This window comes from Thioalkalivibrio sp. AKL8 (genome assembly GCF_000380525.1).
GTDB lineage: Bacteria > Pseudomonadota > Gammaproteobacteria > Ectothiorhodospirales > Ectothiorhodospiraceae > Thioalkalivibrio > Thioalkalivibrio versutus.
On sequence record NZ_AQYF01000007.1, the window covers coordinates 201488 to 221491 of the forward strand.

Sequence of the window (20004 nt, forward strand, 5' to 3'; positions counted from 1 at the left end):
ACGCAAAAGCGACGAAGCAGCGAGCGCGTACGTTGACCAGCTTTTCCCTAATCCAGCGACCATCGCCGCCACTCCTGTCGTGTCGTCAGATCACCGCGCAACCCGGCATCCAGCTGCAGGGGCAGAGGCAGCGCCGAGTACACCAGCATCAGGCGTGCCGCCAGGTCGAACTCCCCGGGATTCGGGCGCGCCGAAGCGGGAATGCCGTCCAGGCGCAGCCGGCCCAGCCGCCGGGCGACCTGGTCCAGGGCATCCCCCAGGGTCGGTTTCAGATCCATGCGCTCGTCGGTCACCGCGGTTACCAGGTAGTGCCGGTTCAGCGCAAAGTATTGCAGCTGGACCCGGCGGGTCTCGCTCGCCAGGGTGTCGCGCCCCACCCGGCGACCGCGCTCCAGACGGGTTTCCGCCTCGAACTCCAGGGTCACTCCGTTGGCCAGGGCAGCTTCCAGCACGGCGGGCAGACGCATGTCGATATCGAGACGCACCAGCACGGTGGTGTCGTCCAGCCACAGGTGATTGGCGCCGCGGATCTCCACCGCCGCGGCCGGCACAGGCAGCGCCAGCAGAGCAAACAGGCAGCACAGCGCCACGAAGGGCCCGCGCCACGGGGAGGCGCCGCTCGGCATCAGGGGGCCCGCTTCTCCAGGAGCGCATAGTAGAAGCCGTCACCGCCCTCGAGCCCCAGCGGCAGCGACACGCCGACCTCGCGCGGCCGGCCTCCGGGGATCCCCGCATCGCCATTCACGGGAAGTACCTGCGCATCCGCGGTCGCGGCCACGAACGGGGCCACAACGGCCTCGTTTTCCGGCGACAGCAGCGAGCAGGTGGCATACAGCAGCCGCCCGCCCGGGCGCAGCAGCTGCCAGGCGCCGGCCAGCAGGCGGGCCTGCTCCGCCGCCAGACGCGGGATGTCCTCGGCTCGGCGCAGGGTCTTGATATCCGGATGACGCCGGATCACGCCGGTGGCAGAACAAGGCACGTCCAGCAGGATCGCGTCGAAGGCCTGGCCGTCCCACCAGTCGTCGGCGGCCTCCAGGTCGGCGGCGACCAGCCGGGCGTCGAAGCCCAGCCGGTCGAGATTCTCGCGCACCTGCTCCAGGCGTTCCGGGTCGTTGTCCAGCGCGGTGAGGTCCAGTTGGCCACCGGCGCGCTCCAGAAGGTGCCCGGTCTTGCCGCCCGGGGCCGCACAGGCATCCAGCACCCGCTCGCCCGGCTGCGGATCCAGCAGGTGCCCGGCCCATTGCGCCGAGGCGTCCTGGACCGACAGCGCCCCGTCGGCAAACCCCGGCAGCGCCCCGACGTCGACCGGATTCTCCAGGGTCAGCGCGCTGGCGAGCACCGGGTGCGGCCGCGCCGGCGTCCCCGCAGCGGCCAGCGCCTCCAGCGCCGCCTCGCGGCTGCCGCGCTGCAGGTTCACCCGCAGGGTCATCGGCGCCGGCAGCGTCGAGGCCTCCAGCAACGCCTCCCAGTCCTCGGGCCAGGCGTCGCGAATCGCCTCCAGCAGCCACGCCGGAACCGCATAGCGCAGGCCCGGCTCCGCCTCGATCCGGGCGGCCAGCGCATCCTGCTCGCGCAGGGCACGGCGCAGAACCGCGTTGATCAGCCCCACCGCGCCGGGTCGATGGATCTCGCGCGCCAGCTCGGCCGTCTCGCGCACCGCCGCATGATCCCGCGTACCGAAATGCAGCACCTCGGCCAGGCCCTGCGCCAGCAGCACGCCGATCACGGCATCCTTCTTGCGCAGCGGTCGCTCGAGAAACCCGCCGACCAGCCCCTCCAGCTGCGGATACCAGCGCAGGGTGGTGTAGGCCAGGGCCTGCACCCAGGCGGCATCGCGCGACGCGAGCCCCTCGGTCACCAGCTCCACCGCCCGGGTCAGCGACTGCCCCTGCAGCACCACGCGCTCGACCGCCTCCAGCGCACGCTGACGCGGCGAACGCGAATCCACCCGCGAGGGCACCACACGCTTTTGCTTGCCTGCCATCAGACCGCCCCCGTCAGGGTCTGGCCAACCAGATCGGCATTACGAGCCCAGTCGGCCGCCGCGACCGGGCGACGTCCCGGCAGCTGCACCGTTTGCAGCCGCAGGATGCCGTCGCCCGTGGCCACGTCGACGCCGTCCACCCCAGTATTTCGAATCGTCCCCGGCGCCGCATCGGCCGGTTCGGCAAGAGGGGTCGCGTTAAACACCCGCACCACCTGCCCCTGCCAGCCGGTCTGGGCCACCGGCCAGGGGTTGAAGGCACGTACCTGGCGATCCAGGGCGACGGCCGGTTGCGACCAGTCCATCCAGGCCTCCTGTTTCTCCAGCTTGCGGGCATACGTGGCCTGCTCGTCATCTTGTGGCCAGGGCGCGGACTCGCCCGCGGCAATCGCCGGGAGCTGCTCGACCAGCAGTTCGGCGCCTTCACGGGCGAGAACGTCGTGCAGGCTTCCAGTGGTGGTCTCCGGTGTAATCGTCACACCCCGGCAGGCATGCACCGGGCCGGTATCCAGCCCCGGGGCCATCTGCATCAGGCAGACCCCGGTCTCGGCATCCCCCGCGAGGATGGCACGGTGAATCGGCGCCGCGCCGCGCCAGCGCGGCAGCAACGAGGCGTGGATATTGAGCCCCCCCAGCGGCGGGATCGCGAGCACCGCGCGCGGCAGGATCAGCCCGTAGGCCGCCACGATCAGGATATCCGGGCGCCAGGCCGCGAGCGCCGCCTGGGCCTCAGGGGTTTTGAGACTCTCCGGCTGCACCACCGGCAGCCCCGCGGCCTCGGCGACCTGCTTGACCGGCCCGGGGCGCAGCTTGCGCCCGCGCCCCGCCGGGCGGTCCGGCTGGGTGTAGACCGCGACCGGCGCATGCCCGCTCTCGATCAGGGCCTTCAGCGCCGGGACTGCAAAATCGGGCGTCCCGGCATAGACGATGCGCAGGGAGTCGACGTCCGTGTCCGCCACCCCCATCAGACCGCGGGGACCGCGGCCTTGTCACCCGCCCCGGTGCGGACGCCCTGCTTCTCCAGCTTCTTGCGAATGCGGCTGCGCTTCAGGCTGGACAGGTAATCGACGAACAGCTTGCCGTCGAGGTGGTCGATCTCGTGCTGGATGCACACCGCGAGCAGCCCGTCGATGTCCAGCTCGAAGGGCTGGCCATCGCGCCCCAGGGCGCGCACGCGGATGCGGTCGGCACGCTGCACCTTTTCGTAGAAACCGGGCACGGACAGGCAGCCCTCGTCCATCTCCTCCTCGCCGGAGGTTTCCAGGATCTCGGGGTTGATCAAGGCATGCGGCGCGCTCTGATCATCGGAGACATCCGCCACCAGCACTCGCTTTTGCACGTTGATCTGGGTGGCCGCCAGGCCAATGCCCGGGGCCTCGTACATGGTCTCGAACATGTCGTCCACCAGGGTACGGATCTCGTCATCCACCTCGGCGACCGGCTCGGCCCTCAGGCGTAGCCGGGGATCGGGGAAGTGCAGGATTTCACGCTTGGCCATGAAAAAACCTCAAACTTTGTACTGTACAGACGTCGCAATTCTGCTAACGTTGGACCGCAATATCCGCGGAGTTGCGTCATCCGACTGGGGCCGGGCCACAGGAAGGCTCGGGGAGCGCGCGGACCTGACAGGGGACACTAAAATGTACAAGACCAGGGCCACCACGACCTTCGTTCTGCCGGGCATTCTCTTCAGTGTAACGCTGTTGCTGAGCGCCTGCGCGGCCACGCCAGAGAATGGCAGCGCCGAAACGGCTGTATCCGACACCAGCGAAACGCAAGCTGCCGCCCGCGAGTCGCGCAACGCACTGGAACGACGCAGCTCCGCCGAGGCCGAGGCCGAGCCGGAGATCCGCGAATCCGCGCCGGAACGCTACGTCGTCAAGAAGGGCGACACGCTCTGGGATATCTCCGCGATGTTCCTGCAGGACCCCTGGTACTGGCCGGAGATCTGGCTGGTCAACCCCGAGATTGAGAACCCCCACCTGATCTATCCGGGTGACGTGCTGAGCATTCATTACGTGGATGGCCAGCCGCGCATCATGGTCGACGGCGGCCCGCGCGTGCGCCCGACCCATCGCCTGTCGCCCGAGGCCCGGGTGGTGGAGCGCGACGAGGACATCTCCCCCATCTCCACCCTGCAGTCGTTCATGTTCCGGCCGCAGGTGCTGGACGAAGAGACCCTGGAGAACGCGCCGTATGTCCTCGCCTCGCAGGACGAGCGCGTGATCTTCGGCCCCGGCGACCGCGTCTACGTGCGCAACGCCGAAGACACCGAACAGTACGAGCTCTACCACATCGTGCGCCACGACGGCATGCTGATCGACCCGGATACCGGCGAGGAGCTGGGCGTCGCGACCCTGCCGGTGGGCGAGGCGGAGATCATCGAGCCGGGCAACGTCGCCCGCGCCGATATCCGCAAGGGCGAACGCGAGGCCATCCGTGGCGACCGCCTGGTGCCGTATGCCGAAGAGCAGGACCGGCTGTTCGACATTGGCCGCGCGCCGGCCGGCGCCGAGGGCACGATCATCTCGCTGTTCGACGCCATCAGCCAGATCGGCCAGTTGCAGGCCGCCATCATCAACCGCGGCGAGCGCGACGGCATCGAGAACGGTCACGTCTTCGCGGCCTTCACCGCCGGACGCGAGGTGCGCGACCCGATCAGTGATCGCGCCAACGACGTGGTCACCCTGCCGGAAGAAGAAGTCGGCACCGTAATGGTCTTCCAGACCTTCGAGAAGGTCTCCTACGTGCTGGTAACCGAGGCCGAACGCACCCTGCGCGAGGGTGACAAGGTTCGCGCCCCCTGACCGGACTTGCGGCCCGGCTTCATGCGTGATGCCGAAACGGCGGCCGCTCCGCACCAGGACTGGCTACGCCTGATCAACACCCCCGGCCTCGGCCCGCGGCGCATGCTGCAACTGGTCGAGGCCTTCGGCACTCCGGGCAACGCCCTCGACGCCCCCACCGCCGAATGGCAGCGCGCGGGCATCGACCTCCGGCTGGACGATGCCGCGCGCCAGGCCCGCGACAAAGGGGCCGAAGCCGACCGGGCCTGGCTCGATGCCGATCCCCGGCATCACCTCCTGTGCCTCGACGACCCCGCCTATCCGCCCCTGCTGGCCGAGCTCCCCGACCCACCGCCAGTGCTGTACCTGAACGGCAACCCGGAACTGCTGCGCGCCCCGCAAGTGGGGATCGTCGGCAGCCGCGAGGCGACCCCGCAGGGCGAGCGCCTGGCCAGCGAATTCGCGCGCGAGCTGGCCACGGCCGGGCTCACGGTCACCAGCGGCCTGGCGCGCGGCATCGACGGCGCGGCCCACGAGGGCGCCCTGGCCGCACCCGGCGGGCGCACCATCGCGGTGGTCGCCACCGGGCCCGACCGCATCTACCCCGCCCAGCATCGCCGGCTCGCCCATCGCATCGCGGACCATGGCCTGGTCGTCTCGTTATGGCCCACCGATACCCGGCCACTGGCGCGGAACTTCCCGCAGCGCAACCGGGTGATCAGCGGGCTTTCGCTGGCCACCCTGGTCGTCGAGGCGGCCCTGAAGAGCGGTTCGCTGATCACCGCGCGGCTGGCCGCCGAGCAGGGGCGCCAGGTCTATGCGGTCCCGGGCTCGGTACTCAGCCCCGCCAGCCGGGGCTGCCACCAACTGATCCGCGACGGCGCCCAACTGGTGGAGTCGGCCGACGAGATCCTCGACGACCTCGCGGACTGGCTAGGCGTGGCGCCCAACGCCCCAGTTGTTCCGGCGGAACCCACCAGCGAACCGCTGGACCCGGAGCAGGAACGCGTGCTGAACGCGATGGGTTTCGACCCGGTCCCACTGGAAACCCTGCGCGAGCGCACCAAATTGACCATCGAACAGCTTTCATCCATGCTGGTTTTGCTTGAACTCCATGGCCGCGTGGCCGCCCTCGACCACGGGCGCTTCCAGCGCCTCGACGCAGGATCCCCCGAATCATGAACGAGAACGTGCTGGATGTGCTCATGTATCTCTTTGAGCACACCATCGACGAGGAATCCGACGAGGAGCCGGACCGCTCGGAACTGGAGCGCCACCTGGTGGAGGCCGGTTTCGCCCGGCGCGAGATCGATCGCGCCCTCGGCTGGCTGGACCGCCTGATGAGCGAGGCCCCGTTGGCAGGCCGCGGCGGGGACGGTGCCGCCCAGCGGATCTACGCCCCCGAGGAGCGCAAGCGCCTGGACACCGAGTCTCACGGCTTCCTGCTGCACCTGGAGCAGAACGGCCTGCTGACGGCCGGCACCCGCGAGCTGGTGCTGGATCGCGTCATGGAGCTGGATGCCGAGGAGATCGACCTCGACCAGCTGCGCTGGGTGGTGTTGATGGTGCTGTTCAACCAGCCCGACGACGCGATCGCCTATTCCCGCCTGGAAGAGGTCATGCGCGACGACTCGGGCCCCAGTGCCGTGGATTATCTGCACTGACTTCCCCGTCTTTCGAGGTCATGCGGTAGCCACGGGCGTTTTCCTCATCTAGTCTTTAGCGCCCGTGAACCCGGTTGCACGCTTGCAACCGCCACCGCCCCGACACGGAACCCGCTGCCACGGAGACGGTCCCGAGCCACATGAGCAAGCACCTCGTCATTGTAGAGTCCCCCGCCAAGGGCAAGACCATCGAGAAGTACCTGGGTCCCGACTACCAGGTCCTCGCCTCGTATGGCCACGTACGCGATCTCGTACCCAAGGAGGGCGCGGTGGATCCGGAAGACGGCTTCCGGATGAAGTACGACATCATCGAGCGCAGCGAGAAACAGATCGAGGCGATCGCCAAGGCGCTGAAGAAGTCCGACGACCTGATCCTCGCGACTGACCCCGACCGTGAAGGCGAGGCGATCTCCTGGCACCTCCACGAGGTCCTGCGCGAACGCGGCCTGCTGGAAAACCGCGACGTGCACCGGGTGGTGTTCCACGAGATCACCAAGAAGGCGATCCAGGAAGCCATCGAGCACCCGCGCGACCTGGCCCAGCCGCTGATCGACGCCCAGCAGGCGCGCCGCGCGCTGGACTACCTGGTCGGCTTCAACCTCTCGCCGCTGTTGTGGCGCAAGATCAAGCGCGGCCTGTCCGCCGGGCGCGTGCAGAGTCCGGCCCTGCGCATGATTGCCGAGCGCGAGAACGAGATCGAGGCCTTCGTCGCACGCGAGTACTGGACGCTCGACGCCCTGACCGAGCGTCAGGGCCAGTCATTCACCGCGCGCCTGACCCACCTGGACGGCAACAAGCTGGACCAGTTCGACCTCAACAGCACCGAACTGGCGCACGACGCCCAGAAACGCCTGACCGACGCCGCCAGCGGCGAGCTCCGGGTCGCCAAGGTCGAGAAGAAGCAGCGCCGCCGCAACCCGGCCGCGCCGTTCACCACCTCGACCCTGCAGCAGGAGGCCTCGCGCAAGCTCGGCTTCACCGCCAGCCGCACCATGCGCACCGCCCAGCAGCTCTACGAAGGGATCGATCTGGGCTCCGGCGCGATCGGCCTGATCACCTACATGCGTACCGACTCGGTGGCCCTGGCCGGCGAGGCGATCGGCGAAATCCGCGGTCTGATCGAGGAGCGCTACGGGGCCAACAATGTCCCCGACAGCCCGCGCCAGTACAAGACCAAGTCCAAGAACGCGCAGGAGGCCCACGAGGCCATCCGCCCGACCTCCGTGCGCCACGTGCCGAACGAGATACGCGATCGCCTGAGCAGCGACCAGGCACGCCTGTACGACCTGATCTGGAAGCGCACCGTCGCCTGCCAGATGATCCACGCGACCTTCGACACCGTCGCTGCTGACCTGGTCCCGGGCGAGACCCAGCACCAGTTCCGCGCTACCGGCTCCACCCTGGTCGACCCCGGCTTCATCGCGGTCTACCAGGAGGGCCGCGACGACACGCAGGACGACGACGAGGACAAGCGCCTGCCGGAAATGGCCGAGGGCGACAGCGTCAAACTGAACGAAGTCACCGCCGACCAGCACTTCACCGAGCCGCCGCCGCGCTACACCGAGGCCAGCCTGGTGAAGACGTTGGAGGAATACGGGATCGGCCGCCCCTCTACCTACGCCAGCATCATCTCCACCCTGCAGTCGCGCGAGTACGTGGAGATGGATGGCAAGCGCTTCATCCCGACCGACACCGGCCGGATCGTGAACAGCTTCCTGACCCAGCACTTCGACCGCTACGTGGACTACGACTTCACCGCGAAGCTGGAAGACGAGCTGGATGCCATCTCGCGCGGCGAGAAGGACTGGGTCCCGGTGCTGGAAGCGTTCTGGGGCGACTTCCGCGACCGGGTGAAGGAAAAAGAAGAGAACGTGACCCGCGCCGAGGCCGTGCAGTCGCGCGAACTGGGCCCCGACCCGCAAAGCGGGCGCCCGGTCAGCGTACGCCTGGGCCGCTTCGGACCGATCGTGCAGATCGGCACCAAGGACGACGAGGAGAAGCCGCGCTTCGCCGGCCTGCTGCCCGGGCAGAAGATGGACAAGGTCACCCTCGAGGAGGCGCTGGAGCTGTTCAAGCTGCCGCGCGATCTCGGCGAGACCCCCGAGGGCGAACCGGTGATGGTCAACATCGGCCGCTTTGGCCCGTACGTGAAGTACGGCTCCAAGTACGCGTCGCTGGGCCCGGACGACGATGTCTGGAGCATCGAGCTGCCACGCGCGCTGGAGGTCGTCGCCGAGAAGAAGAAAAAGGACGCCGAACGCTTCATCAAGAGCTTCGACGCGGAAGGCATCCAGGTCCTGAACGGGCGCTACGGCCCCTACGTGACCGACGGCAACAAGAACGCCAAGATCCCGAAAGAGACCGACCCCAAGTCCCTGACGCTGGAACAGTGCCAGGAACTGATCGCCGCCGCCCCGGAACGCAAGGGCCGCGGACGCAAGGGGGCGACCAAGTCCACGGGCAAGACCGCTGCCAAGTCCTCTAGCAAGACCGAGGGCAAGACCGCCAGCAAGACGTCGGCCAAGTCGACATCCGCGAAAAAACCGGCGACCAAGAAGAAGGCCACCGCCAGCAAGACGGGCGCGAAGAAGACCACCGCCAAGAAGACCCCGGCGAAGAAGTCGTCTACTGCGAAGTCCGCCGGCGCTGGCGACAACCGCCTGAGTGCCGAGCCCTCCGGCGATCGTGGATCGGAATAACGCCCCGCTGCTGACCGCCGAGATCGATCCCGTCGCGCACCACGTGCGCGACGGCGGGGTGATCGCCTACCCCACCGAGGCGGTCTTCGGCCTTGGCTGCCGCCCGGACGCGCCGGAGGCCATCGAACGCATCCTGACACTGAAGGGTCGACCGGCGGCCAAGGGGCTGATCGTGGTCAGCGACCGGCTCGACCGCCTTGCCCCCTGGCTGGCCCCGCTGCCCGCCGACCGCCAGGCCGAGATCGACGCGAGCTGGCCCGGCCCCACAACCTGGCTGCTACCCGTAACCCCTGACTGCCCCATCCTACTGCGTGGCGAACACGACAGCCTGGCCGTGCGCGTAACCGCCCATCCAGCCACACGTGCGCTGTGCGCCGCCGCCGACAGCGCGCTGGTCTCGACCAGCGCGAACCGCGCCGGCGCGGAGCCCTGCCGCACCTGGGATTGCGTTACCTCACAACTCGGGGCGGGCATCGATGCGATCCTGCAGGCAGAATGTGGCGGGCGCGACGCCCCCAGCGCGATCCGCGACGCCCGCACCGGGGCCTGGCTCCGGGGTGGACCGGAACCCGACGCGAACACCCACCACTGATCAACCGGGACGCAGCATGAGCCAGGACAACGTCTCCATCGAGCACGTAATCGACTACCTGCAGGGCCTGCAGGACCGCATCTGCCAGGGCCTCGAGGGCCTGGACGGCCGGGCCTGCTTCGAGGAGGACGCTTGGGAGCGCCCCGCTGGCGGCGGCGGGCGTACCCGCGTGCTGCGCGAAGGCGCGGTGTTCGAGCAGGCCGGGGTGAATTTCTCCCACGTGATGGGCGACAACCTCCCGGCCTCGGCCACCGCCCACCGTCCGGAGATGGCCGGGCGCTCGTTCCAGGCCACCGGCGTGTCCCTGGTGATCCACCCGCACAACCCCTTTGTTCCGACCTCGCACGCCAACGTGCGCTTCTTCATCGCCGAGAAGCCCGGCGAGGACCCCATCTGGTGGTTCGGCGGCGGCTTCGACCTGACGCCCTACTACGGCTTCGACGAGGACTGCATCCACTGGCACCGTACCGCCGAGGCCGCCTGCCGCCCGTTCGGCGAGCACCTCTACCCGGCGCACAAGAAGTGGTGCGACGAGTACTTCCACCTCAAGCACCGCGACGAACCGCGCGGCGTGGGCGGGCTGTTCTTCGACGACTTCAGCGAGGGCGGCTTCGAGCATGCCTTCGGCTACATGCAGAGCGTGGGCAACGCCTACCTCGACGCCTACGCCCCGATCGTCGAGCGCCGCCGCGCCACCGACTTTGGCGAGCGCGAGCGCCAGTTCCAGCTCTACCGCCGCGGGCGCTATGTCGAGTTCAACCTGGTCTACGACCGCGGTACCCTGTTCGGCCTGCAGTCGGGCGGGCGCACCGAGTCGATCCTGATGTCGCTGCCGCCGCTGGTACGCTGGGAGTACAACTACCAGCCGGCGCCCGGCACGCCCGAGGCCGAACTGTACGAACGCTATCTGAAGCCGCGCGACTGGCTCGCCGAGACTGCCGGCTGACTCCAAACACGCAAGGACCTGGCATGACCGCACCGATCGCCCCCTATCCCGCCGGCCGCCCGCGCCGAATGCGCCGCGACGGCTTCTCCCGCCGCCTGATGCGCGAACACCACCTGCGCGCGGACGACCTGATCCTGCCGGTATTCGTCACCGAGGGCGAGGGCGTGCGCGAGGCGGTGCCGTCGATGCCTGGCGTGGAACGCGTCTCCATCGACCAGCTGCTGGAAGAGGCGGCCGCCGCCGTGCGCCTGGGCATCCCGGCACTGGCGCTGTTTCCGGTGGTTCCGGGCGAGAAGAAGAGCCTGGACGCACAGGAGGCCTGGAACCCCGAGGGCCTCGCCCAGCGCGCGGTGCGCGCACTGAAGGCGGCGCACCCGGATCTCGGCGTGATCACCGACGTCGCCCTGGACCCGTTCACCACCCACGGTCAGGACGGCATCATCGACGACGACGGCTACGTGGTGAACGACATCACCACCAAGGCCCTGGTGAAGCAGGCGCTGTCGCACGCAGCGGCCGGTGCCGACGTGGTGGCCCCCTCCGACATGATGGACGGGCGCATCGGCGCGATCCGCGGCGCCCTGGAGGACGGCGGGCACGTGCACACGCGCATCCTCGCCTACTCCGCGAAATACGCCTCCGCCTTCTACGGCCCGTTCCGCGACGCGGTGGGCTCGGCCGGCAACCTCGGCAAGGGCGGCAAGGAGACCTACCAGATGGACCCGGCCAACGGCGACGAGGCCCTGCACGAGGTCGCGCTGGATCTCGCCGAGGGGGCCGACATGGTGATGGTCAAACCGGGCATGCCGTACCTCGACGTGGTGCGCCGCATCCGCGACGAATTCCGGCGCCCGACCTTCGTCTACCACGTCTCCGGCGAGTACGCGATGCTCAAGGCCGCCGCCGAGCGCGGCTGGCTGGACGAGCGTGCCTGCGTGCTGGAGGCCCTGACCGGCATGAAGCGCGCCGGGGCCGACGGCATCCTCACCTACTATGCGCGCACCGTGGCCGAATGGCTGGCGGAGGACGCGGCGCGATGAGAGAGCCGCGTCCGGATCGCTACGCGGTGGTGGGCAACCCCATTCACCACTCGCTGTCCCCGCGCATCCACACCCTGTTCGCCGAACAGACCGGGCAACACCTCGTGTACGAAGCCCGCCAGGGCACCCCCGGGCAGTTCGCCGAGGAGGTCAACGCCTGGTTCGCCGAGGGGCTCAAGGGCCTCAACGTGACCGTTCCATTCAAGGAAGAGGCCTTCGCCCTGGCCCGGGTGCTGAGCGACCGGGCGCGCCATGCCGGGGCAGTCAACACCCTGTGGCGGGACGGCGACCACCGGATCCACGGCGACAACACCGACGGCGTCGGATTCTGTCGGGATCTCGACCGCCTCGGCTTCGACGTGCGCAATCGCCAGGTCCTGATCCTGGGGGCCGGAGGCGCCACCCGCGGCCTGCTGCAGCCGCTGCTGGAAGGCGCACCAGAGGTGCTGATCATCGCCAACCGCACCGTGGCCCGCGCCGAGGGGCTGGTGGATGCCTTCCGGGATATCGCCCCGGCCACCCGGCTCTCCGCCTGCGGCCTGGACGCCCTGCCGCAGGGTCCGTTCGACCTGGTGGTTAACGCCACCGCCACCGGTCTCGGCGACGATGCACTGGCGCTCCCCGAGCACCTCGTCCACGCGGACAGCCTGGCCTATGACCTGGTCTACGGCGCCGGCGCCAAGCGCTTCCTGGACTGGGCCGCCGGCGCGGGCTGTGTACGCGGCAGCGACGGCCTCGGCATGCTGGTGGAACAGGCGGCCGAGGCCTTCTCCATCTGGCGCGGGGTGCACCCCGAGACGGATCCCATTCTGCGTCAACTGCGTCACGAAATCGCTCCCGAATAGCCCACCCACAACCCGGGTTCATGGACGGTTCACGCGCCACAGCGCAAGCTGAACCTATTGCCCCGTATCCGCACGGGGCCAGCGAATACTGGGAGATTCATCATGCAACGCATTCTCGCCCTGGCCGTCACCAGCGCCCTGGTACTGGTGGTGGGCTGCACCACCACGGATCCGTACACCGGGGAAGAACGCGTCTCCCGAGCCACCATCGGGGCCGGCATCGGGGCCGCCACCGGTGCGGTGCTCGGCAGCGTCACCAGCAGTCGCAACCGTACCCAGCGCGCCATGATTGGCGCCGGCATCGGGGCCCTGGCCGGTGGCGCCATCGGCAACTACATGGACCGCCAGGAGGATGCCCTGCGCGAACAGCTGCGCGGCACCGGCGTGAGCGTGACCCGCGATGGCGACAACATCATCCTCAACATGCCGAGCAACATCACCTTCGATTTCGATCGCAGCGAGATCAAGCCGCAATTCCATGACGTCCTCGACTCGGTCACACTGGTGCTGGAGGAGTTCGACCAGACCGGGATCGAGGTCGCCGGGCACACCGACAGCACCGGCCGGGTGGAATACAACATGGACCTCTCCGAGCGCCGTGCCGAGAGCGTGGGTCAGGCCCTGATCCGCCGTGGCGTACAGCCGGTGCGGGTGCACACCATCGGCCTCGGGCCGCACCAGCCGGTCGCTACCAACGACACCGATGCGGGCCGCGAACAGAACCGCCGCGTCGAACTCACCCTGTTCCCGCTCACCGCCGACTAACCCGCACGTTCCGGCCCGGCACCCCGACGCTAGCCGAGGCCGGGCCGACCCCATTCTGGCGACGTCTCCAGCGCCTCGCGCTGGACACTCCTACCCTTCCTGCGGCAGAATCCCGATCATTCGCTGCATCGTGATTTTTCGGTGCAATCGCGTCCATTCTCGACAGGATCGCTACCGATTCCCCCTGCCATGGCGTCCATACTGCTGCTCAACGGCCCCAACCTGAACCTGCTGGGACAGCGGGAGCCGGAGCGCTACGGCGTACAGACCCTGGCGGACATCGAGACCGACCTTAAAGCCCGGGCGGAACAGGCCGGCGCAACCCTCGACTGCTTCCAGAGCAATCACGAAGGCGACCTGATCGACCGCATCCACGCCGCCGCTGGCGAGGGCGTGGAGCACATCCTGATCAATCCGGGCGGCCTGACCCACACCAGTGTCAGTCTGCGCGATGCCCTGCTGGGCGTCGCCATCCCGTTCTACGAGATCCATATCAGCAACATCCACGCCCGCGAGCCCTTCCGCCAGACCTCGCGCCTGAGCGATGTCGCCGCCGGCCTGGTCAGTGGCTTCGGCGTCATTGGCTACCGGCTGGCGCTGGATGCGGCGCTTGCAGCTATCAAGGACTAAGAGGCTTCCATGGACATTCGCAAGGTCAAGAAACTGATCGACCTGCTCGACGAGAGCGGCATCCACGAGATCGAGATCCACGAAGGCGAGGAGTCGGTGCGCATCACCCGCTCCGCCAGTGGGACGCCCATGGCCGCCGCCCCGGCGGCCCCATTGCCCCCAGCGGCGCCCGCCGCCGCGGCGGCCCCGACCGCAGCCCCGGCGGGCGCGACGGAGGCCGCACCGGAAATGGACGGTCATCGGGTCACCGCACCCATGGTCGGCACCTTCTACCGGGCCCCGAGCCCGGGCTCCAAGCCATTCGTCGAGGTCGGCCAGACGGTGGAGGCCGGCGAGACCCTCTGCATCATCGAGGCCATGAAGATGCTCAATCCGATCGAGGCCGACCAGGGCGGCACCATCCGCGACATTCTGGTCGAGAACGGCAACCCGGTGGAATACGGGCAGCCGCTGTTCATCATCGGATGAACCCATCCGTCGGGCGTCACATCCCCGGCTTCGCTGGAAACAGGTTCGAGCATGTTTGAGAAAATTCTGATCGCCAACCGCGGCGAGATCGCCCTGCGGGTCCTGCGTGCCTGCCGCGAAATGGGCATTGCCACCGTCGCCGCGCATTCCAGCGCCGACCGCGACCTGAAGCACGTTCGCCTGGCGGACGAGTCGGTCTGCATCGGCCCCGCGGCCTCGGGCGAGAGCTACCTGAACATTCCCGCGCTGATCGCGGCCGCCGAGGTCACCGACGCCGGAGCGATCCACCCGGGCTACGGCTTCCTGTCGGAAAACGCGGACTTCGCCGAACGAGTGGAGTCTTCGGGCTTCGCCTTCATCGGTCCGCGCGCCGAGACCATCCGTCTGATGGGCGACAAGGTCTCCGCGAAGCAGTCGATGCTGGAGGCCAACGTGCCCTGCGTCCCCGGCTCCGGCGGCGCCCTGGGCGACGACGCGGACACCAACCTGGCGCTGGCGCGCGAGATCGGTTACCCGGTCATCATCAAGGCCGCCGCCGGCGGGGGCGGGCGCGGCATGCGTGTGGTACACACCGAGGGCGCGCTGCTGAACGCCATATCGCTGACCCGCAACGAGGCGCAGCAGGGGTTCGGCAATGACGCCCTGTACATGGAGAAGTACCTGGAACACCCGCGCCACGTGGAGTTCCAGATCCTCGCCGACAGCCACGGCAACGCCGTCTGCCTGGGCGAACGTGACTGCTCCATGCAGCGACGCCACCAGAAGGTCATCGAGGAGGCACCGGCCCCTGGCATTACCGATGACCAGCGCCAGGCCATGGCCGAACGTCTGATCCGCGCCTGTCAGGAGATCGGCTACCGCGGCGCCGGGACCTTCGAGTTCCTGTACGAGAACGGGGGCTTCTATTTCATCGAGATGAACACCCGGCTGCAGGTCGAGCACACCGTCACCGAGCAGGTCACCGGCATCGATCTGGTGCGCGAACAGATCCGCATCGCCGCCGGGGAACCCCTGGGCTACACGCAGGACGACGTGCGCATCACCGGTCACGCGATCGAGTGCCGCATCAATGCGGAAGACCCCCGTACCTTCATGCCCAGCCCCGGCACCATCCAGCAATACCACGCGCCGGGCGGACCGGGCATCCGCATGGATACCCACATCTACAACGGCTACATGGTGCCGCCGTACTACGACTCCATGATCGGCAAGCTGATCGCCCACGGCAACAGCCGCGAGATCGCGCTGGCGCGCATGCGCGGCGCCCTGGGCGAGATCGTGGTGGACGGCATCCAGACCAACGTCGCGCTGCACCACGACCTGATGATCGACGCGAACTTCCAGCGCGGCGAGACCGATATCCACTATCTCGAGAAGAAGCTCAAGGCACAGGCCTGACCCTTCCCCCTCGCGCCACGAGCCTGATGCCATGAGCCTTGCCGAACTTGAATGCCAGATCAGCCCGGAACAAGCCGAGCCGCTGGAGGACACCCTGTTCGAACTGGGTGCCGTCAGCGTCGAGCTGTTCGACGCCGCAGACGAACCCCTCTTCGAGCCGCCCCTGGGCACACATCCCCTGTGGTCCACCGTGCGCCTGAAGGCGGTGTTCCCGGACACCACCCAGGCGGACCTCGCCGCCGCCGCGCTGGCGCGCCAAGCGCAGGCCCCGGAGGCGATCCAGGTCCAGGCGATCGAGGACCAGGACTGGGTCCGCGCCGGGCTGGACGGTCTTGGCGCCATCCATTGCGGCGGCGCACTCTGGATCGTGCCCTCCTGGGAGGATGAACCGGCGATCGAGGAAGGCACCTTCGTGCGCCTGGACCCCGGCCTTGCCTTCGGGACCGGCAATCACCCGACCACCGCGATGTGCCTGGCCGCCCTGGCCCAGCAGCCACCGCGCGATCAAGAGGTCCTCGACTACGGCTGCGGCTCTGGCATCCTCGCGATCGCCGCCCTGAAGCTGGGCGCACGCCATGCACTGGGCATCGACATCGATGAACAGGCCGTGCAAGCCACCCGCAGCAATGCCGACTCCAACGCCATCCCGCCCGCACAGCTGGAGACGGGGCTGACCGATCACCCTGTGCCCGACGCGGCCTATGACCTGGTGCTGGCCAACATCCTCGCCAAGCCGCTGATCGATCTGGCACCGGAGTTGGCTCGGGCGGCGAAACCGGGCGCACGCATCCTGCTCGCCGGGCTGCTCGAACGCCAGGCAGACGAAGTCATCGCGGCCTACTCTGACACCTTCGATATCGGCGTCGAGGACTGCCGCGAAGGCTGGGCCCTGCTCGGCGGCCGCCGGCGCTAGGGAGACGCTGAGTCATGGACGCGCCCGGCCGAGTCGATCGCTCTCAACGGCAAGGCGCCGCAAGCACAGGATCGCCCGGCTGCAGCAACGCGCCGCAAGCCCATCAGCAGGCCCCATCGGGCGAATCCTCGCGACACCTGACGCCCAGCCCGTAGGATGCTGGCCCGCTGCCCCCAATGCGGCGTCACCCACGCCCTCGCCCGCGGGGCCAAGCTCCGCCAGAGGCGAGTGCACTGCTCCAATTGCGATGCCGAGTTCGATCTGTTCCCGGCACTGGAGATCGGCGGCGCGGGCGAACGCGTGCTGGGCCAAGGGCTCCTCCCGGCACGGCAGGCGCCCCTCCACGCCATCGAGCGGGCCCCGGGCGCTGCAATACCCCTCAACATCGAACGCCACGCAAGCCCCCTGGGCTCGGCAGACGCAACACGCCGGCGCTCCTGGCCGGGGATCGTGCTGGCCGCCGCCCTGATGCTGCTGCTGGGCGCGCAACTACTGGCAATCCCGCCCGTGGCACCGGACCAGAGCCCCCAGCTGGCCCAGGCCCGGGCGCAAGTGTGCGCGGCCCTCCCCTGCCCGACCTGGCACCCGCGGCGCGCCCCTGGACAAATCCGGACCTCGGCGCCCGATTTCTTCACCACCACCGATGGCACTCTGCACCTGCAATTCGTGCTCGAGAGCCCGATCCGGCAGGCCTGGCCGATCCTCGATATCCGCCTGACCGACCAGCTTGGGACGCCCCATGGCACCCTCCGGCTAACCCCCGACGACTACACCGACACCCACGCACCGATGAATGCCCACTCCCCCCATTCCGTGCGTCTGGCCGTTGCCAGTCCTCATGGCCACATCACCGGCATCGAAATCCAGCCCCGGTAATTCCCGGGTCCAAGCTCGCGCGCATTCACATGGTTTCGCGATCGACCGCACCGGAAACCGCGCAGGTTAGCTGCTAGACTGACCCGCTTGCTCCCGACCCGATAGCCCCGATGCAGCTCGGAACTCACCACTTCCCCGACCCTGTCGTGTTTCTGGCGCCGATGGCCGGGGTCAGCGACCGTCCGTTTCGGTTACTGGCCCGCCGCCTGGGGGCCAGCGCGGCGGTATCCGAGATGGTGACCTCCGACACCCGACTATGGACCAGCGACAAGAGCCGCCACCGCCTGGATCATCGCCAGGAGCCGCGCCCGCGCATCGTACAGTTGCTGGGTAACGAACCCGAGGCCCTGGCCGAGGCTGCGCGCGAGAACGTGCGCCGCGGTGCCGACGTGATTGATCTGAACCTCGGCTGTCCGGCCAAGAAGGTCTGCAGCAAGGCCGCCGGATCGGCGCTACTGGGCGAGCCGGAACGGGTGCGCGAACTGCTCCAGGCGCTCACCACCGCGGTCACGGTCCCGGTGACCCTGAAGATGCGCCTGGGCCTCGACCGCGAACGGATCAACGGCGAGACCATCGCGGCCATTGCCGAGGACTGCGGCATAGCGATGCTGACCGTGCATGGCCGCACGCGGGCCGATGCCTATCGCGGAGAGACGGACTACGCCGCCATCGCGCGCATCGTCCGGGCCGTTTCCATCCCCGTGCTCGCCAATGGCGACATCACCGGCCCCGAAAAGGCCCTGCAGGTACTGGATACGACCCGTGCGGCGGGCGTGATGATCGGGCGTGCCGCCCAGGGCCAGCCCTGGCTCCCGGGCCAGATCCGGGCCGCGCTGGCGGGCGAACCGATACCGCCGGCACCCGGGCGCGCCGCCCGCCTGGCCCTGATCGAGGAGCACATTGGCGAATTGCACGCCCAATACGGCGAACCGCAGGGCGTGCGCATCGCGCGCAAGCACCTGGGCTGGTATCTTCAGGGCCTGGGTCTCGACGAGGCCCGCACCCGGGCGGCCCGGGCTGATCTTCTCGCCGCCCCCACGGCCAGCGAACAACTGTGGCGCCTTCGGGCCCACCTGACGGGAATCGCAAGCGAGGCTGCATGAGCATGAACATGCCACTCGAACAGGACCCAGAGGTCCACGAGACGCCGGTTGCAGGCGTCCTCCCGTCCGACTGTGTGCTGGCCGAGTCCGTGCGCCATGCACTGGACCAGTACTTCGAGACCCTGGATGGGCAGAGCAGCCACGATCTCTACGCGCTGGTGATGAACGAGGTGGAGCGCCCCCTCCTGGCCAGCGTGCTGGAGCGCTGCGGGGGCAACCAGAGCCGCGCGGCGGCCCTGCTCGGGCTCAACCGCGCCACCCTGCGCAAGAAGCTGCGCACCCACGGACTGGTGGGAACCAACGGGAACGGCGCCGGAGAATAACCCCCGGCGCCGGCAACCCCATGCGCCCCGATCGGGGCGCATGGGAAGGCGCTGACTAGCCCTTCCAGCCCAAGCGGGTCAGGGCCGTACGATGCAGTTCCGGGGTGGCCGCGGCCAGGACATTCGCGGTCTGCAGGTCCAGTTCGCCGCCAGAGAGGTTGGTGAACACGCCCCCCGCCTCGCGCACGATCACCGCCAGTGCGGCGATATCCAGGATATTCACGTCCGACTCGACGATCAGGTCGATGCTGCCGCGCGCCAGCAGGTGGTAGTGGTAGAAGTCGCCGTAGCCACGGGTGCGGTTCACCTCGGCCGTGATGCCGCCCAGTGCCTTCCAGCCTTCAGCATTCTGCGCCAGGGACTTGAGGTTACCGGTGGACAGGGAGGCCCGCCCCAGATCGGTGGTCTTCTCGACCGCGATCGGGTCGCCATTCAGGAACGCGCCCTGGCCCTTTTCCGCCCAGGCCCGCTCACCAAACTGGATGCCATTGGACAGCCCCAGGATCAGGTCGCCCTTGTACATCAGCGCGATCTGGGTGGAGAAGAACGGGTAGCGACGCACGAAGCTCTTGGTGCCGTCGATCGGGTCAATCAGCCAGACATAGTCGGAATCCATGTCCGACTGCCCGGTCTCCTCGCCGTAGAAACCGTGATCCGGGAAGTGCTCGCGGATCACCTGGCGGATCGCCTGTTCGCTCTCCACGTCGGCCCGGGTCACCGGGGTATCGTCGGGTTTGGTTTCGACGTCGACACCCGCCTCGTAATAGTGGCGGATTACCTTCTCGGCGGCATCGGCGGCGGCCTGGGCGGCCTCCATGAACGCGCTTCGCGACATGTTCGTGTCCCCTCGACAAAAGCCGCTATCTTAGCATGTGGCGCCTTCGTCGCTGACCCGGCGCGACCCTGCCGCCTTCGCGGGTTGGTTGTCGCCACCGGGTCATGCCCCGATAATGCCGCCATTATTTCGAGGAG

General features: G+C 68.5%; 21 protein-coding genes. 16 read left to right on the top strand and 5 right to left on the bottom strand.

What is annotated here, in order from left to right:
- Window positions 1-47 precede the first annotated feature (47 nt).
- Genes G335_RS0106675 through def form a run of 4 tightly spaced genes read right to left on the bottom strand, consistent with a single transcriptional unit; the run spans window position 48 to window position 3482 of the window.
- Window positions 48-626 (bottom strand): DUF4390 domain-containing protein, encoded by a 579-nt coding sequence (locus G335_RS0106675; RefSeq protein ID WP_018168358.1) that lies wholly within the window; start codon window positions 624-626, stop codon window positions 48-50.
- Window positions 626-1984 (bottom strand): 16S rRNA (cytosine(967)-C(5))-methyltransferase RsmB, encoded by a 1359-nt coding sequence (rsmB, locus tag G335_RS0106680; protein ID WP_018168359.1) that lies wholly within the window; start codon window positions 1982-1984, stop codon window positions 626-628. The genes G335_RS0106675 and rsmB overlap by 1 nt, the downstream gene beginning before the upstream one ends.
- A complete protein-coding gene (gene fmt, locus G335_RS0106685; protein WP_018168360.1) occupies window positions 1984-2949 on the bottom strand; it encodes a methionyl-tRNA formyltransferase in 966 nt (321 codons plus the stop codon). The genes rsmB and fmt overlap by 1 nt, the downstream gene beginning before the upstream one ends.
- Window positions 2949-3482, bottom strand: coding sequence for a peptide deformylase (gene def / locus G335_RS0106690; protein ID WP_018168361.1), 534 nt, complete (start codon window positions 3480-3482; stop codon window positions 2949-2951). Before def ends, fmt begins: the two co-directional genes overlap by 1 nt.
- Window positions 3483-3624: 142 nt before the next feature.
- Between def and G335_RS0106695 the strand changes: the two genes are divergently transcribed.
- The 16 genes from G335_RS0106695 (at window position 3625) to G335_RS0106770 (ending at window position 19032) form a co-directional block, all read left to right on the top strand.
- Window positions 3625-4791 carry a LysM peptidoglycan-binding domain-containing protein gene (locus G335_RS0106695; RefSeq protein ID WP_018168362.1) on the top strand — a complete coding sequence of 389 codons (1167 nt, stop codon included), beginning with the start codon at window positions 3625-3627 and terminating at the stop codon, window positions 4789-4791.
- A 21-nt stretch (window positions 4792-4812) separates the two neighbouring features.
- Window positions 4813-5952 (top strand): DNA-processing protein DprA, encoded by a 1140-nt coding sequence (gene dprA / locus G335_RS0106700; RefSeq protein ID WP_018176247.1) that lies wholly within the window; start codon window positions 4813-4815, stop codon window positions 5950-5952.
- Window positions 5949-6434 (top strand): DUF494 family protein, encoded by a 486-nt coding sequence (locus tag G335_RS0106705; protein WP_018144651.1) that lies wholly within the window; start codon window positions 5949-5951, stop codon window positions 6432-6434. Before dprA ends, G335_RS0106705 begins: the two co-directional genes overlap by 4 nt.
- A 140-nt stretch (window positions 6435-6574) precedes the next feature.
- The gene (locus tag G335_RS0106710) at window positions 6575-9133 is read left to right on the top strand and encodes a DNA topoisomerase I (protein ID WP_018176248.1); all 2559 of its coding nucleotides are present in this window, start codon (window positions 6575-6577) and stop codon (window positions 9131-9133) included.
- Complete coding sequence (locus tag G335_RS0106715) at window positions 9120-9725, top strand: L-threonylcarbamoyladenylate synthase (RefSeq protein WP_018176249.1); 606 nt, start codon at window positions 9120-9122, stop codon at window positions 9723-9725. The genes G335_RS0106710 and G335_RS0106715 overlap by 14 nt, the downstream gene beginning before the upstream one ends.
- Window positions 9726-9741: 16 nt before the next feature.
- Complete coding sequence (hemF, locus tag G335_RS0106720) at window positions 9742-10671, top strand: oxygen-dependent coproporphyrinogen oxidase (RefSeq protein WP_018176250.1); 930 nt, start codon at window positions 9742-9744, stop codon at window positions 10669-10671.
- Window positions 10672-10694: 23 nt separating this feature from the next.
- The gene (hemB, locus tag G335_RS0106725) at window positions 10695-11711 is read left to right on the top strand and encodes a porphobilinogen synthase (RefSeq protein WP_018176251.1); all 1017 of its coding nucleotides are present in this window, start codon (window positions 10695-10697) and stop codon (window positions 11709-11711) included.
- Entirely contained in the window at window positions 11708-12556 is an 849-nt protein-coding gene (gene aroE / locus G335_RS0106730) for a shikimate dehydrogenase (protein ID WP_018176252.1), read from the top strand. Before hemB ends, aroE begins: the two co-directional genes overlap by 4 nt.
- Before the next feature lie 102 nt (window positions 12557-12658).
- Window positions 12659-13321 carry an OmpA family protein gene (locus G335_RS0106735; protein WP_018176253.1) on the top strand — a complete coding sequence of 221 codons (663 nt, stop codon included), beginning with the start codon at window positions 12659-12661 and terminating at the stop codon, window positions 13319-13321.
- Window positions 13322-13510: 189 nt separating this feature from the next.
- Window positions 13511-13951, top strand: coding sequence for a type II 3-dehydroquinate dehydratase (gene aroQ, locus G335_RS0106740; protein WP_018176254.1), 441 nt, complete (start codon window positions 13511-13513; stop codon window positions 13949-13951).
- Between the two features lie 9 nt (window positions 13952-13960).
- Window positions 13961-14419 carry an acetyl-CoA carboxylase biotin carboxyl carrier protein gene (gene accB / locus G335_RS0106745; RefSeq protein ID WP_018168370.1) on the top strand — a complete coding sequence of 153 codons (459 nt, stop codon included), beginning with the start codon at window positions 13961-13963 and terminating at the stop codon, window positions 14417-14419.
- Window positions 14420-14470: 51 nt separating this feature from the next.
- On the top strand, window positions 14471-15817 hold the full coding sequence (accC, locus tag G335_RS0106750; protein WP_018168371.1) for an acetyl-CoA carboxylase biotin carboxylase subunit: 1347 nt from the start codon (window positions 14471-14473) through the stop codon (window positions 15815-15817).
- A gap of 31 nt (window positions 15818-15848) precedes the next feature.
- The gene (gene prmA, locus G335_RS0106755) at window positions 15849-16730 is read left to right on the top strand and encodes a 50S ribosomal protein L11 methyltransferase (protein WP_018168372.1); all 882 of its coding nucleotides are present in this window, start codon (window positions 15849-15851) and stop codon (window positions 16728-16730) included.
- A gap of 228 nt (window positions 16731-16958) precedes the next feature.
- Window positions 16959-17606 (top strand): DUF3426 domain-containing protein, encoded by a 648-nt coding sequence (locus G335_RS0106760; RefSeq protein WP_018176255.1) that lies wholly within the window; start codon window positions 16959-16961, stop codon window positions 17604-17606.
- Between the two features lie 110 nt (window positions 17607-17716).
- Complete coding sequence (gene dusB / locus G335_RS0106765) at window positions 17717-18709, top strand: tRNA dihydrouridine synthase DusB (protein WP_018176256.1); 993 nt, start codon at window positions 17717-17719, stop codon at window positions 18707-18709.
- Complete coding sequence (locus G335_RS0106770; protein WP_018144664.1) at window positions 18706-19032, top strand: helix-turn-helix domain-containing protein; 327 nt, start codon at window positions 18706-18708, stop codon at window positions 19030-19032. Before dusB ends, G335_RS0106770 begins: the two co-directional genes overlap by 4 nt.
- Window positions 19033-19087: 55 nt before the next feature.
- On the opposite strand, the gene G335_RS0106775 is transcribed toward G335_RS0106770, so the two are convergent.
- Entirely contained in the window at window positions 19088-19849 is a 762-nt protein-coding gene (locus G335_RS0106775; protein ID WP_018176257.1) for an inositol monophosphatase family protein, read from the bottom strand.
- Window positions 19850-20004 lie beyond the last annotated feature (155 nt).